The 13,110-nt window shown below is 62.7% G+C and carries 9 protein-coding genes and 3 tRNA genes; 6 read left to right on the top strand and 6 right to left on the bottom strand.

The annotated features are described in order from the left end of the window. Positions 1-164 precede the first annotated feature (164 nt). The 3 genes from QMK33_RS03520 to QMK33_RS03530 all read right to left on the bottom strand — a co-directional run bounded on the left by QMK33_RS03520 (position 165) and on the right by QMK33_RS03530 (position 509). A tRNA-Arg gene (locus tag QMK33_RS03520) sits at positions 165-238 on the bottom strand. A 16-nt stretch (positions 239-254) separates the two neighbouring features. Next, positions 255-328 (bottom strand) — tRNA-Pro (locus QMK33_RS03525). A 93-nt stretch (positions 329-421) separates the two neighbouring features. Beyond that, a tRNA-Ser gene (locus tag QMK33_RS03530) sits at positions 422-509 on the bottom strand. A 189-nt stretch (positions 510-698) separates the two neighbouring features. On the opposite strand from QMK33_RS03530, the gene QMK33_RS03535 reads away from it, so the two are divergent. The 6 genes from QMK33_RS03535 (at position 699) to QMK33_RS03560 (ending at position 8,718) form a co-directional block, all read left to right on the top strand. Continuing rightward, on the top strand, positions 699-1,703 hold the full coding sequence (locus tag QMK33_RS03535; protein WP_283563164.1) for a VWA domain-containing protein: 1,005 nt from the start codon (positions 699-701) through the stop codon (positions 1,701-1,703). Then, complete coding sequence (locus tag QMK33_RS03540; protein WP_283563165.1) at positions 1,700-2,713, top strand: tetratricopeptide repeat protein; 1,014 nt, start codon at positions 1,700-1,702, stop codon at positions 2,711-2,713. Before QMK33_RS03535 ends, QMK33_RS03540 begins: the two co-directional genes overlap by 4 nt. 150 nt (positions 2,714-2,863) lie before the next feature. Further along, the gene (locus QMK33_RS03545) at positions 2,864-4,045 is read left to right on the top strand and encodes an acetyl-CoA C-acyltransferase (protein ID WP_283563166.1); all 1,182 of its coding nucleotides are present in this window, start codon (positions 2,864-2,866) and stop codon (positions 4,043-4,045) included. Positions 4,046-4,212: 167 nt separating this feature from the next. Further along, positions 4,213-5,655, top strand: a complete 1,443-nt coding sequence (locus QMK33_RS03550; RefSeq protein WP_283563167.1) for a M16 family metallopeptidase — start codon at positions 4,213-4,215, stop codon at positions 5,653-5,655. An 8-nt stretch (positions 5,656-5,663) separates the two neighbouring features. Next, the gene (locus tag QMK33_RS03555) at positions 5,664-7,133 is read left to right on the top strand and encodes a M16 family metallopeptidase (RefSeq protein ID WP_283563168.1); all 1,470 of its coding nucleotides are present in this window, start codon (positions 5,664-5,666) and stop codon (positions 7,131-7,133) included. A 169-nt stretch (positions 7,134-7,302) separates the two neighbouring features. Further along, a complete protein-coding gene (locus QMK33_RS03560) occupies positions 7,303-8,718 on the top strand; it encodes a toxin-antitoxin system YwqK family antitoxin (RefSeq protein WP_283563169.1) in 1,416 nt (471 codons plus the stop codon). A 101-nt stretch (positions 8,719-8,819) separates the two neighbouring features. On the opposite strand, the gene QMK33_RS03565 is transcribed toward QMK33_RS03560, so the two are convergent. The 3 genes from QMK33_RS03565 to QMK33_RS03575 all read right to left on the bottom strand — a co-directional run bounded on the left by QMK33_RS03565 (position 8,820) and on the right by QMK33_RS03575 (position 12,614). After that, complete coding sequence (locus tag QMK33_RS03565) at positions 8,820-11,393, bottom strand: type IA DNA topoisomerase (protein ID WP_283563170.1); 2,574 nt, start codon at positions 11,391-11,393, stop codon at positions 8,820-8,822. Between the two features lie 421 nt (positions 11,394-11,814). Next, positions 11,815-11,976 carry a hypothetical protein gene (locus tag QMK33_RS03570; RefSeq protein WP_283563171.1) on the bottom strand — a complete coding sequence of 54 codons (162 nt, stop codon included), beginning with the start codon at positions 11,974-11,976 and terminating at the stop codon, positions 11,815-11,817. 122 nt (positions 11,977-12,098) lie between these two features. Further along, a complete protein-coding gene (locus tag QMK33_RS03575) occupies positions 12,099-12,614 on the bottom strand; it encodes a hypothetical protein (RefSeq protein ID WP_283563172.1) in 516 nt (171 codons plus the stop codon). Positions 12,615-13,110 lie beyond the last annotated feature (496 nt).

Genomic DNA, 13,110 nt, shown 5'->3' on the forward strand with positions numbered 1-13,110 from the left:
ATACAGTCACAAAGAGAACAACCAAAAGTACTCTTTTTATTCCATTTTGCCTAGTATTTACCGGGTTTTTCCCTGGTATTTCAGGGGCCAAAAAAAGCCCTTACCGAGGTCGGCAAGGGCTTTTTTATGTGCTTGTTTGAAGCTCAATCCAGGACCTTTCAACGTGGCCCCAATTGGATTCGAACCAATGACCGGCTACTTAGAAGGTAGCTGCTCTATCCAGCTGAGCTATGGGGTCAAATCCATTCAATATGTCGGGGTGGCAGGATTCGAACCTACGACCTCCTGGTCCCAAACCAGGCGCGATACCGGGCTACGCTACACCCCGAGGTGACTTAACTATGAATTAAAAATCAGGAGCTAAAAATTGCGGTTAAACAATTTCTGCTTTCTGATTTTTAATTCACAATTCAAAAAAGCGCGGAGAAGGGGGGATTCGAACCCCCGGTAACCTTTAGAGCTACGGCAGTTTAGCAAACTACTGGTTTCAGCCACTCACCCACTTCTCCGTACAAGTGGCTTGCCAAGTCCCGGTTGGTCTTAGCGGCTGCAAAGATACGCAGACAAACCAGATTCCTTCAACTTTTCGAGAAGTTTTTACGCGTCGTTTGCGCAACTGCCTACTGCGGAACCCACTGTGGAGCTGGCTTGGGCGCAAAATTCCTGGTTTTGCGGGCTCCCGGGCTTCCTTTGCACACATGTTTACCTGGGCTTACCCTGATTTTTGGCTGGCAGCCGCCGGGCTATCACTGCTGCTGCTGCTGCTGGCGCTCTACACCGTGCGCACGGCGCGGCTGGGGCAGCGGCTGGGCCTTGGCGTGGGCCGCCTAGCCTGGAAGCTGCCGCTGCGGCTGGTAGCTGGGGCTTTGCTGCTAATAGCTTGGCTGGGCCCAGCGCTGGGCGTGCGCCAGCAGGCCGTGCGCAGCAGCGGACAAGACCTGTGGCTGCTCGTAGACGTGTCGCGCTCGATGGATGCCGCCGACGTGGCCCCTACCCGCCTGCTGCGCACGCAGGCGGCCCTCAATGAGCTGGCGGCCGCCTTCCCGGCCGACCGGCTGGGGCTCATCGTATTTGGCTCGCAGGCCTACGTGCAGTGCCCCCTCACCTATGACCAAGGCTCGTTGCAGCTGTTTTTGAATACCCTGAGCACCAGGCTAACGGCCCCCGGCCCCACCACCCTGCGGGCCCCGCTCGACCTGCTGCTGGCCCGCCTGGGGCCCGCCCCCGCCACGGCCCCCGGCGGCGTGGCCGCGCCGCCGCGCACCGTAGCGGCCGTGCTGGTGAGCGACGGCGAAGACTTTGGTGAAAACCTGGAGCCCGTGCTGCGGGCGTTGGGCCGCACCGGGGCGCGGATATACACGGTGGGCGTGGGCACGGCCGCCGGTGGCCCAGTGCCCGCGCCGGGTGGCAAAGTAGGCCTGCGCGATGCCAAGGGCCACCCGGTAGTGAGCCGCCTGCGTGAGGCCCCACTGCTGCAAGTAGCTGCCCAAACCGGCGGCCAGTACGTAGCCCTCAACGACCGTGAAAACGGCCTGACCACCCTCCTGAATAGCCTGCGCAACCTGCCCCCCACGGCCAGTGCGGCCACGGCCCGCACGGTGGCCGTGGCCGATAACCGCTACCGCTACCCGTTGGGCATTGCGCTCGCTTTATTGTTGATTGACAGCCTGATAACGGTACGCGTACTACGCCTCAAACTATGAAAAGCTGGTTCTTACTTGTGCTGGTACTGAGTGGCGGCCTGCCTGGCTGGCACTGGCTAACGCAGGTACGCGAGCACAACGCGGCCCAAGCGCGGGGCCAGGCGGCGCTGGCGGGCGGGCAGCCCACGGAGGCCGTATACTACTACCAGCAGGCCGTGGCGCTGGCGGGCCGCGCGGGACCTAGCCCGGCCCTGCTACTCAACCTGGGGCTGGCGCAGGCGCGCGCCCGCCAGCTGGCGGGGGCCCGCACCACCTACACCCGCCTGCTGGCCCCCAGCGTGCCGGCCGCCATTGGCAGCGCGGCGCGGCAGCAGCTGGCGGGGCTATTGGTGCAGCAGAAGCAGCTTGCGCAAGCCATCAGCCTGTTGCGGCAGGCGCTCAAGCTGAACCCGGCCAATGCCACGGCGCGCTACAATTACGAGGTACTGAGTCAATACCTGGCTCACCAGCGGCCCGATACCCCCGAGCTGCCCCCACCGGCCACTAGCACGCCCGCCCCCAAGCGCCCCACCCCGCGCGACTCTACACAGCGCGAAAAGGGCGGCAAAGCGCCCCAGCCGGCGGATAAGGAAGGCACCAACCGCCCCGGCCAGGCCCCCGACCCCATGCAGCCCCCGGCCAGCGGCCCCACCGCCGCACCCCAGCCCAGCGCCACCGGCCAGCCCGACCGCCAGCGCCCCACCCCCAACGCGGGTACCAGCGCCAACGGCGGCTTCCGGCCCGGCCAGGGAGAGGCGCGGCCCCTGCCCAGCGGCACCGCGCCCGGCCGCCAGCGGGGCCTCGATGCCAGCGCGCCCGCCGGCCAAGGCCAGCGGCCCGGCACCGAGGCGGCCACCGACGCCGACTTGCAGCTGCAAACCCAGCGGGAGCGCCTGAATGCCATGAACCTGACGCCCGCCCAGGCCCAGCAGGTACTTGATGCGCTGCGGGCCGATGAGCAGCAGTATTTGCAGCAGCGCCCCCGCCCCCGGCAGGGGGAGGCCCCTGCCCCCGGCCAGCCTACCTGGTGAGCGAACTACAGCGGCCGCCGTACTTTTGAGCAAACAAACGAAGGTTTGTTAGTTTTTGAGCGGGGCCGATTGCCTGGCGTGTAGCGCTACGCGGCCGGCCCCACCCACCTACTGCCTTTTTCGATTTCCTTATTCCCACCCCTCCTGTATATGCAAGTAAAAGAAGTAGTTATCGTAGCCGCCGTGCGCACGCCAATTGGCTCGTTTGGCGGCGCCCTGGCCTCGCTCTCGGCCACTGAGCTGGGCGCCATTGCCCTGAAAGGGGCCCTGGACAAGGCTGGCGTAGCGCCCGAGTTGGTTGAGCAGGTGATTATGGGCAACGTGATTTCGGCTAACCTGGGCCAGGCCCCGGCCCGCCAGGCGGCCAAGAAAGCCGGCCTGCCCGACACCGTGGAATGCACCACCGTGAACAAGGTGTGTGCCTCGGGCTCAAAAGCCATTATGTATGCTGCCCAGGCGATTATGCTGGGTCAGGCCGAGGTTATTCTGGCCGGTGGCATGGAGAGCATGAGCAACGTGCCCTACTACCTCGATAAAGCCCGCTTCGGCGCTAAGTATGGTAATGGCCAGATGATTGACGGCCTGGTGCGCGATGGTCTCTGGGACCCCTACCACGACTACGCCATGGGCAACGCGGCCGATGCCACGGCCGCCCACTACGGCATCACCCGCGAGGAGCAGGATGCCTTTGCGCGCCAGAGCTACGAGCGCAGCGCCGCCGCCGCCCAGGCCGGCAAAAAGAAGGATGAGATTGTGCCCGTGACGATTACGGTGCGCGGCAAGGAAACCATCGTCAGCGACGACGAGGAGTACACCAAGGTGCAGTTTGAGAAGTTTGCCGGCCTGAAGGCGGCCTTCACCAAAGAGGGCACCGTGACGGCGGCCAACGCTTCGACCCTCAACGACGGCGCGGCGGCCGTGCTGCTCATGAGCCGCGAAAAGGCGGAGGAGCTGGGCATTAAGCCGCTGGCCCTCATCCGCGGTTTTGCCGATGCTGAGCAGGCGCCGGAGTGGTTTACGACCACACCGTCCATCGCTATTCCGAAGGCGTTAAAGAATGCGGGCCTGGAGGCGAAAGACGTTGATTTCTACGAGATTAACGAGGCTTTTTCGGTGGTTTCGCTGGCTAACAACAAGCTGCTCAGCCTGGAAGGCACCAAGGTGAACGTGTACGGCGGCGCCGTGAGCCTGGGCCACCCGCTGGGGGCTTCGGGCGCGCGCATTGTGACCACGCTGCTGAGCGTGTTGCAGCAGGAAGGCGGCAAAATCGGCGTTACCGGTATTTGCAATGGCGGCGGCGGGGCCAGCTCCATTGTGTTAGAAAAGCTATAGCGCAAGGTTTTGCGAGGTTAAAAGAGGTTTCGCAAGTTAGAAGGGGTTTCGTTTGGTCTTCGGACTGGGCGGGACCTCTTTTTTTTGGGGTAAGTGAGCTTGATTAGGGGAGGAACACGAAAAATTGAGTAGGTTGGCAGCGTCATTCACCTTACTCTCTGCTGCTTATGAAACACTTGCCTGCTTTTTTACTGACTTTTGGCTGGCCCGTACTTGCGGCGGGGCTACTGCTGGGCGGGTGCAGCCCGCGCGCCGGGTCGGTAGTGACTACCCCGCCGGCGGCGGCGGCTGCGGCTGCGGTGGCAACAGTGCCGGCCGCGCCGGCTTTTCAGATTCCGGTGGAGTATTACACCCTGCCCAATGGGCTGCGGGTGGTGCTTTCGCCCGACCATACGGCCCCCACGGCCACGGTGGCCGCGTATTACAACGTGGGCTTTCGCAACGAGCCGCGCAACCGCACGGGCTACGCGCATCTATTTGAACACCTGATGTTTCAGGGCTCGAAAAACCTGGGCAAGATGGAGTTTGTCAACCTCATTCAGCAGAATGGTGGGGCAATGAACGGCTCGACGCGCTTCGACTTTACCAACTACTACGAGGTGGTACCGAGCAACAAGCTCGAAACCATTTTGTGGGCCGAGGCCGACCGCATGCGCGGCACCGCCCTCACGCCGGCCAGCCTGGCCAACCAGCAGGGCGTGGTAAAAAGCGAGGTGCGCGTGAACGTGCTCAACCAGCCCTACGGCGGCTTTCCGTGGCTCGACATGCCCCAGAAAGCCAACAAGAACTGGAACAACGCGCACAATTTTTATGGCGACCTGAAGGACCTCGACGCGGCCACGCTGCCCGATGCGCAGGCATTTTTCAAGACCTATTACTCGCCCGCCAACGCCGTGCTGGCCGTGGTGGGCGACTTTGAGCCCGCCCAGGCCAAGGCGTGGGTCGAGCAGTACTACGCCACTATTCCGGGTGCCCCGCGCCCGCCCAAGCCCGACCTCACCGAGCCGCGCCAAGAGGCCGAGCAGCGCTTCACGCAGGATGACAAGCTGGCCACCAAGCCCGCGCTGGCCTTCGCCTACCACATGCCCGAGCGCAACACGCCGGAATATTACGCGCTGATTTTGCTCGACCAGATTTTGTTGCAGGGCAAGGACAGCCGCCTCTACCAGGCCATGGTGCAACGGCGCGGCCTCACCGACAACGTGAACGGCGGCATCAATTACCTTGGTAACGCCTTCAATTACAGCGGCCCCATGCTGTGGATGGGCGACCTCACCTACGACCAGACCGTGAAGGCCGACTCGGTGGTGAGCGTACTCGACCAGGAAATAAACCGCCTGGCTAAAGGTGGCGTGAGCCAGGCCACCCTCGACCTGGCGGTGATAAAGCTGCGCAGCTCGCTCTACGACCAGCTCAGCGGGTCAGACAACTTTGGGCGGGCTGATTTGCTGGCCGCGTTTGCGCTGTTCGACAACGACCCCGGCCGCATCAACCGGCTGGAGGCGGAGTTTCGGAAGGTGACGCCCGAGCTGATGCAGCAGACCATCCGCGACTACCTGCGGCCCACCAACCGCACCATTCTGCTCGTTAACCCGCTGGCTAAAAACTGATGCTTCCTATGAAAACCCTTGTTACCGGGCTGCTCAGCGCCGCCTGCTTTTCGCTGCTCGCCCTGCCGCCGGCCCTCGCCCAAACGACCCGGCCGAAGCCCAAAAAGCCGGCCCCTACGGCCAAAGCTGCGCCCGCCGCCCCGGCCGCGCCCCAGGAAACACCCCCGCCCGGCGCGGCCCCGCGCGACTTCAAGCTACCGCCGCGCGAAGAATTTACCCTGGCTAATGGCTTGCAGGCCAAGCTAGTGCCGTTTGGCGAGATTCCGAAGACCACCGTGCTCATCACCATTCAGGCGGGCAACGTGCACGAGCCCGAGGGGCAGACGGGCATTGCCGACCTGCTAGCGCGGCTGCTGAAGGAGGGCACCCCCACCCGGCCGGCCACCGCGCTGGCCGGGCAGGTAGCCGGCATGGGCGGCTCGCTCAGCATCAGCGCCGGGGCCGACCAAACCTACCTGCGGGCCGACTGCCTGAGCGAGTACGCGCCCCAGCTGCTGGCGCTGCTAGCCGACGTGGTGCAGCACCCCACCCTGCCGGCCGGCGAACTGCCGCGCCTCACCGCCGATTTTAAGCGGCAGCTGAACTTGCAGCGCGCTCAGCCAGGCTTCCAGGCCGAGCAAAAAATGCGCGAGGCCGTGTACGCGGGCCACCCCTACGGCCGCCCCCTGCCCACCGATGCCCAGCTAGACGCCCTCACGCTGGTGCAGGCTAAAGCCTTCTACGACAAGGAGTACGGAGCCAGGCGCACCGCTATTTTTGTGGCCGGCAAGTTTGATGCGCCGGCGTTGCACCAGGCTATTGAGGCGGCGTGGGCCGCGTGGCCGGCCGGGCCGGCGCCGCTCATTCCGGTGGCTAAGGCGCTTACGCGGGCGGCGGTGCTGACCCAGGACCGGCCCGGCGCGCCGCAATCGACGCTCGTGCTTGGCCTGCCCGCTGTCGACCCCACCAACTCCGATTACGTGCGGCTGCGCGTGACCAACTCGCTGCTGGGCGGCTCGTTTGGCTCGCGCATCACGCGCAACATTCGGGAGGACAAGGGCTACACGTATTCGCCTTACAGCTACATCGATACAAATTATCACACCGGCCTGTGGATAGAACAAGCCGACGTGACCACCAAGGACACTTATAACTCCCTGAAAGAGATTGTGAAGGAGATTGAGCTGCTGCAAAAGACGCCACCCTCGGCCGCCGAGCTGAAAGGAATTCAGAACTACGAAACCGGGATGTTTGTGCTGCGCAACTCCACGCCGGGCGGTATTATTAACCAACTCAGCACCATGCACTTGCAAGGACTACCCGATACGTACCTGACCGAGCAGGTGCAGAACATCAACGCTGTCACGCCCGCGCAGGTCAGCGCCACGGCGCGCCAGTACATCCGCCCCGAGGCCATGACGACCGTGGTGGTGGGCGACCAGAAGGTGATTGCGCCCCAGCTCAAGCAGTACAGGGATTCGCAAAAAAAGCCGCTGTAGGCAGTCAGCCATTTTTAGCGCAAAGTTTGGCAAAGTTGGCAGAGTTTCGCAAAGGCTGAGGCAGCTGACTCCGCGAAACTCTGCCAACTTTGCCAAACTTTGCGCTAAAAAAATGCCTGGGCGCGTTGTACCCCCTATGCGATATCTGTTGTTATTTTTACTGCTGCCGTTGGCTTCCCAAGCCCAACGCTCTCAGCGTGTTACGATTTGGTTTGACTCGACTAAGCTGCATCCACACGAGATATTCCGGGCTCTCGTAGCCCGCGATACCGTGATGCAGGGCCCCTACAAGCGCTTTTACCCCAATGGCCGCCTCGAAGCCCAAACCCGCTACACCGACGGCAAGCGCGACTCGCTCTACGTGGAGTTTCACGCTAACCGCGGGCGGCGGCTAGAGGCTACCTACTTGGCCGGCGTGCGCCAGGGGCCCTTCAAAACCTACTACGCCGATGGCAAGGTGGCCCAGGTCGGTACCTTCCTCGACGACGAGCCCAGCGGCCCGCTCACTACCTACTTCCCCACCGGCGAAATCAAGCTGCAAACCACCCTCGTGAAGGGCCAGCCCAACGGCGCGGTGCGCGAGCTTTACGCCAATGGCCAGGCCGCCGCTGAGGTCACCTACGTGGACGGCCAGCCCAACGGGCCGGTGAAGTTCTTTTATCCCAGCGGCAAGGTACAGAGCGAAGGCACCCTGCGTAATGGCCTGCTGGCCAGCTCTTACAAAACGTACTTTGAAACCGGCCAGCTCGAAAGCGAGACGGTGATGAACGACAAAACCGGCAAGGGCAGCTACCGCGCCTATTACCCCACCGGCCAGCTCCAAACCGAAGGCACCTACGCCCCCGGGGCCTTGCGTGAGCGCCAGGTTACCAACAAGCTCGGCGACGACCTCACCAAGCGCGTGGCCCCGCGCACCGGCACCGCCGCCCTCGACGGCCCCGCCACTTCGTACTACGAAAGCGGCAAGGTGCGCGGCAAAACCACCTACCGCCTGGGCACGCCCACCGGCCGCGGCCTGGGCTACTACGAAAGCGGCCAGCTAAAGGAAGAAACCGACTACGCCGCCCAGGGCCGCGACCGCAAAGTAACGCGCTACTACGACGCCGCCGGCCAGCCACGCCAGGCCGAGGAGCAGTACAAAAACAACCGCTCGGCCGGCACCTGGCGCGAGTTTTACCCCGACGGCAAAACCCCGCGCCAAGTAGAAACCTACGGCCTCACCGGCAAGCTCACCGGCGAACGCGTGACGTATTTTGACACCGGCAAAGTGCAAACGCGCCAGCAATTCGATATTAATGGCTTGCAAACCGGGCTGGGCCAGGAGTTTTACGCCAGCGGCCAGGCCCGCAAGGAGGCCAACTACCTCAAGGGCCTGTTGGTGGGGGCCTTCCAGGAGTTTCACGACGATGGCAGCCCGGCCGTGACGGGCCTCTACAAAAATGGCAAGCAAAGCGGCGACTGGACCTACTACAAAGCTGACGGCCACAATATTGCGCGCCAGGTAACGTACCGCGACGGCAAGCCCGCCGGGGCCACCACCCGCACCAAACTCAACGGCAAGCCCTACGTGCCGAAAAAAAAGTAGCGTAAGCTTTAGCTTGCGAGTGAGCGCAGCGAACAGGCGGGACCGAACGACCCTGGCGCAAGATGCTCGCTGCGCTCACTCGCAAGCTAAAGCTTACGCTACTAACTGAATACGGGTACCACGCGGCCCTCCTCCACTTTCAGCGCGGCGTCGTATTTCTTGCCGGTTTTGGCTGATAAGAACCCCTTGATAACCCCCGTTTCGCCGCGGCGGAGCAACTGGCGCAACTGCGTATCAGTCAGCTTTTTACCACCCCACTCGAAGGGCACCCGGAACTGACAGTCTTCGCGGAAGCGGGAGCAGCCGAAGGCGCTGCTACCCTTGAGCATGGTGCCAAGCTTGCACACGGGGCACGGAATCTGGCCGGGGTCGGTGGCGGTGGTGGGCTTGCTTTCGGCGGCGGGCACCAGCTCGGGGTTGAGGCTGGCGTCGAGCACCAGCGCGCCGTCGAGCTTCTCGCCCGCGCCCGTCATGAAGCCTTTTATGAGTTGCGTACGGCCCTTGGCAAACAGACTCTTCACCTGCGAGTCGGTCAGCTTTTTGCCCAAAATCTCGGTGGGTAGCCGGAACTGGCAGCCCTCGCGGAAGCGGGCGCAGCCGAAGGCCGTTTTGCCGCGCAGGATGTGGCCGGTTTTGCAGGCGGGGCAGGTTCCTAAGCTGTTAGCTGTTAGCTGTTGGCTGTTAGCTTTTTCCTTGGGGGCGGCCGCTATTCGGCTGGCAGCCTTGGCTTGTTCAGGGCTGCCAGCTAGCGGCTGAGAGTTGGCAGTTGACGAAACGGCCCGGCCGCTACGGTCGGTTTTCACCTCCTGCACCATCTCGCGCACCAGGCCCTTTAGCTCGTCCAGGAACTGGTCGGAGGGCAATTCGTTGCGCTCAATTTGACGTAACTTCTTCTCCCACTGGCCAGTAAGCTCCGCCGATTTTAGGGTGGGGTTGGTGATGAGGCCAATCAGCTCGACGCCGGTGGGCGTGGGTAGCAGGCGCTTTTTATCGCGCCGGATGTAGTTGCGCTTGAACAGCGTTTCGATGATGGCGGCGCGGGTGCTGGGGCGGCCAATGCCGCTTTCCTTCATGGCCAGGCGCAGCTCCTCGTCGTCGATGTTGCGGCCGGCCGTTTCCATGCCGCGCAGCAGGCTGGCCTCGGTGTAGTCTTTGGGCGGCTGGGTCATCTTGCTTTCCAGGCGCGGCTGGTGGGGGCCACTTTCGCCCTTGGCGAAGCTGGGCAGCACGGTGCTCACCACGTCGTCGTCGTCGTTGCCGGTGGCGGCCTTATCAGTAGCCGCGCCGGCGGGGGCGGCGGGCTTGGGCGCGGTTTGCTGGGCCGGGTCGCCGTAGACCACGCGCCAGCCGGGGCTGAGAATCTGGCGGCCGCGCACCCGAAACAGGTACTCGGCAGCCTCGGCCAGCACGGTGGTGTTGCTCACCTCGCAGTCGGGGTAGAAGGCGGCGATGAAGCGACGCACGATGATGTCGTACACGCTGGTTTCCATGCCGCCGCCGGGCCCGCCGCTACCCGTCGGGATGATGGCGTGGTGGTCGGTTACCTTGTTGTTGTTGAATACCTTAGGCGTCTTCGGAATCTTATTGGCCAGCAGCGGCGCGGTGAGATTCGAGTAGCCGATTCCCTTCAGAATACCCGGGATTTTGGGGTACACATCGTCGGGCAAAAACGTGGTATCGACGCGCGGGTAGCTCACGGCCTTCTTCTCGTAGAGGGCCTGCACAATCTTGAGCGTATCCTCGGCCGAGAGGCTCAGCTGGTTGTTGCACTGCACTTGCAGCGCGGTGAGGTCGAAGAGGCGCGGCGGCGACTCGCGGCCTTTTTTAATCTCAACATTCGTGACGGTGAGCGGCGCGGGACGCACGGCGGCCAGGGCTTGGTTGGCCTCGTCTTCCTTCACGAAGTAGCCCAGCGCCCGCAGGCGGCTCTGCTCGTCGGGGGCGTCCTGGGCTTGCTTTTGCTCGGCCTCGGTGTTGATGCGCGTAAAGGTGGTATCGCGGTACTGCGTTTTCAGCACCCAGTACGGCTCGGGCCGGAAGTTGGTGATTTCGTGGTGGCGGGCCACCAGCAAGGCCAGCGTGGGCGTTTGCACCCGCCCGATACTGAGCAGCTGCTTGTCCTGGTAGGTGGTGTATTTGAGGGTGAAGAGGCGCGTGGCGTTGAGGCCCAGCAGCCAGTCGCCCACCGCGCGGCTGCGCCCGGCCTGGTAGAGGCTGTCGAATTCCTTACCGTCGCGCAGGTTATTAAACCCCTGGCGGATAGCCTCTTCCGTGAGCGACGAAATCCAGAGGCGCTTCACTGGCTTGCGGCACTTGGCCTCGTGAATAACCCAGCGCTGAATGACCTCGCCCTCCTGCCCGGCATCGCCGCAGTTGATGACCTCGGTGGCCGCGTCGAGCAGGCGCTTGATGGTGTTGAACTGCTTGACCACGCCCTCGTCGCGGCGCATGAGCTTGATGCCGAACTGCTCGGGTATCATGGGCAGGTCGTGCAGGTTCCAGCGCTTCCACTCGGGGCGGTAGTCGTCGGGCTCCTTAAGCTGGCAGAAGTGCCCAAACGTCCAGGTTACCTGGTAGCCGTTGCCCTCGTAGTAGCCGTCCATGCGCCGGTCGGCCCCGATAACCTGGGCAATTTCGCGGGCCACACTGGGCTTTTCGGCAAGGCAAACTTTCATCGCAGATTTAGACAGATTACGCGGATTTCGCAGATTTCGGCGGCGTGTTCAATCAACAAAAATACGGTGTGAAAAGGTCGGCTTTATCCAATCAGTTTGGTTGGGAGTTGGTTAGCGAGTTTTAGTGAAAATACTTGGATTTAAGCTTCCGTTTGATAAATTTTGGGAGCTGATGCGTGTGGAACTCCTCCAGCGCCTGCTCTTCGCTTCGGCGGCTGAAGTCGCAATAAAATAGCAGCTCGGCGGTTACTGCTGGCACCCCGAGAATGCCCGCCGCTGGCACAGCTTTGCCTGCTGAACCAACTATTGGACCGTTGCTGAGCGCAAAGCTGCCGCCCCCACCGCTATGCTCTTGGGGTTGCGATGCCACTACAACAGCAACTCCCAGCGCGGCCAGTATGGTGCCTGCTAGTACACAGCTTCACGCTCGGCGCTTGGCGGCAAACAGCCGGTGGATGGCCGCCACCGTATCGGATGCGGCCGGTGTGAAAGTAGCCGCGGGAGTAGTGGCGAGGGCCTGCGCCTGGGTGGTGGCGGGGAAGCTGGCCAGCTCCAGGGCAATTGGCAAGAGTAGCGTTTTCATAGCGCAGAAAGAGCAAGTGACGGCAGCGAATTATGGGGCAATGCTGACGTTTTCAGAAGGCAGAAACCCGTTATTTAAGCAGCGAAAGGCCCCGAAATGCTGAGCAGGAAGCGAGGTGCCGCTTAGCGCCGGCCGGGGCCGGGCTTGTAGGGCTCGAAGTACGCGGGGGTTAATTGGCGGCGCACGCGCTTGGGTAAGGCGTTGTTTTGTAAGTCCATTAAGGCCTGCTTTTCGTTCAGGCGGCTGTACTGGTCGAAGCCTATCATACCGGCGGCCACGATGGCCGTGGTGGTAACCCCCACCGCCACGCCGAAGAGGCGCGTGAGGCCAGCATCGAGGGGGTCGTTGGTGGCGGGCTTCGAGAACAGGCCAAAGGCCGTGAGCCCCCCGCCTATTCCCAGGGCCCCAAACACCAGCCGCCGCCGCCGGGCCCGGCCCCGCTCAAACAACTGGTGCAGGGCCGCCACCGTATCGGGCGCGGCAAACGCGGGGGCGGGCGCGGCATCGGGCACGGCGGGCGCGGTGGCCAGGGCGGCCGCAAGCGAATCGGGCCGGGCGGCGGGGCCAGGGCTGGAAACTTGCGCTACCGCTGGCAGGGTAGCCAGCAGCAGACTTAGGCTTAGAACAAGGTGTTTCATGGCTCAGAAAGGATAATTGACTGGGCGAAATACGGTGGGTATTTTCGCATTACCTAATCTGAAACGAGCCCGCTGAAGTCCTCTTATTTATTCTTCAAACTCTTGTTAATCAATATCATAATAAATCAAAAAGCTCCCACTAAAGTCTGCCTTGGTAAACAATAAAGTGGGGGCGCTGGCAACCCCGGCTCAGGGGTAACACCTGCCCCACGCCCCCGGCAAAAAACAGCAATAGCAAAATACGCATAAGGTAGGGTGTTTGACAAGTAGTTCTGCTGGTGCAGATGCAGCATGTGCCGCAATATTCCGCCTAATTAGTCGGCCGCCGCACTAAAATCTACCACTACCCTATCCCCTTGTTTCTGTGTCCCTTAGCGCCATGCACCGGTCCGACGCCGGAGGCTTCCGACCGGTTGACGCGTGCGCCGCCTGGCCAGTCATTCACCCGGCCCGACGCCGGGACCGGCCGACTGGTTGACGCGTGCGCCGCCTGGCC

Source organism: Hymenobacter sp. H14-R3 (assembly GCF_030063445.1).
GTDB lineage: Bacteria > Bacteroidota > Bacteroidia > Cytophagales > Hymenobacteraceae > Hymenobacter.

Excerpts from the sequence above, each read along its gene's own strand:
- QMK33_RS03555 (WP_283563168.1), top strand. The coding sequence starts at position 5,664 with ATGAAAACCCTTGTTACCGGGCTGCTCAGCGCCGCCTGCTTTTCGCTG.
- QMK33_RS03535 (WP_283563164.1), top strand. The coding sequence starts at position 699 with ATGTTTACCTGGGCTTACCCTGATTTTTGGCTGGCAGCCGCCGGGCTA.
- QMK33_RS03575 (WP_283563172.1), bottom strand. The coding sequence starts at position 12,614 with ATGAAACACCTTGTTCTAAGCCTAAGTCTGCTGCTGGCTACCCTGCCA.
- QMK33_RS03570 (WP_283563171.1), bottom strand. The coding sequence starts at position 11,976 with ATGAAAACGCTACTCTTGCCAATTGCCCTGGAGCTGGCCAGCTTCCCC.
- QMK33_RS03545 (WP_283563166.1), top strand. The coding sequence starts at position 2,864 with ATGCAAGTAAAAGAAGTAGTTATCGTAGCCGCCGTGCGCACGCCAATT.
- QMK33_RS03540 (WP_283563165.1), top strand. The coding sequence starts at position 1,700 with ATGAAAAGCTGGTTCTTACTTGTGCTGGTACTGAGTGGCGGCCTGCCT.
- QMK33_RS03550 (WP_283563167.1), top strand. The coding sequence starts at position 4,213 with ATGAAACACTTGCCTGCTTTTTTACTGACTTTTGGCTGGCCCGTACTT.
- QMK33_RS03565 (WP_283563170.1), bottom strand. The coding sequence starts at position 11,393 with ATGAAAGTTTGCCTTGCCGAAAAGCCCAGTGTGGCCCGCGAAATTGCC.